The organism is Rugamonas sp. FW305-51, assembly GCF_058786935.1.
The window spans coordinates 1-647 of record NZ_JBYSZG010000125.1 but is presented as its reverse complement, the minus strand read 5'-3'; the positions used below and the strand labels follow the sequence as shown (position 1 = coordinate 647).

General features: G+C 71.1%; 1 protein-coding gene. It reads left to right on the top strand.

From position 1 onward, the window contains the following. Nucleotides 1–647: hypothetical protein (locus AC3WOS_RS28580; RefSeq protein ID WP_492720705.1), on the top strand; the 647-nt coding region annotated here is incomplete at both ends.

Here is a 647-nt window from a genome sequence, read left to right as displayed (position 1 = left end):
AACGCCGGCGGCGCCGTGCGGGCCGACCAGGATGCGACGGTCACGGCCAGCGCCAGCGTCGACAATGGCGGCGGCCTGATGAGCGCGAGCGGCAAGCTGAACCTGGCCGACGCCAGCGCCAGCCGGGCGCTGGCCGTCAGCAACACGGGCGGCACCCTGATCGGTGGCCAGTTGGCGGGCATCCGCGCGGCCAGCATGACGTTCGACGGCCGCCTGCTGTCGCTGGGCGACCTGACGCTGGACGTAAGCGGCGGCTACAGCCAGAGCGCCGGCGGCGAGCTGACCACCAACGGCAACGCCACCCTCATCCTGGGCGGCGACTTGCAGAACGCGGGCACCTTGCGCGCCGGCGGTACGCTGGCGATCACGGCGGCCAATATCGAGAACTCGGCCAGCGGCGACATCCACGCCGCGACCACGCGCCTGACCGCGGCCGGCGTACTCAACAACCGGGGCGTGATCGACGGCGGCACCACCGAAGTGAACGCCGGCACGCTCAACAACCTGGGCACGGGCCGCATCTATGGCGACCATCTGAGCGTGGGGGCGGGTACGCTCAACAACGGCGTGGAAGGCGGCATCGCCGCCACCATCGCCGCCCGCACCCGGCTCGATATCGGCGCCCAGACCATCAACAACAACGAGCA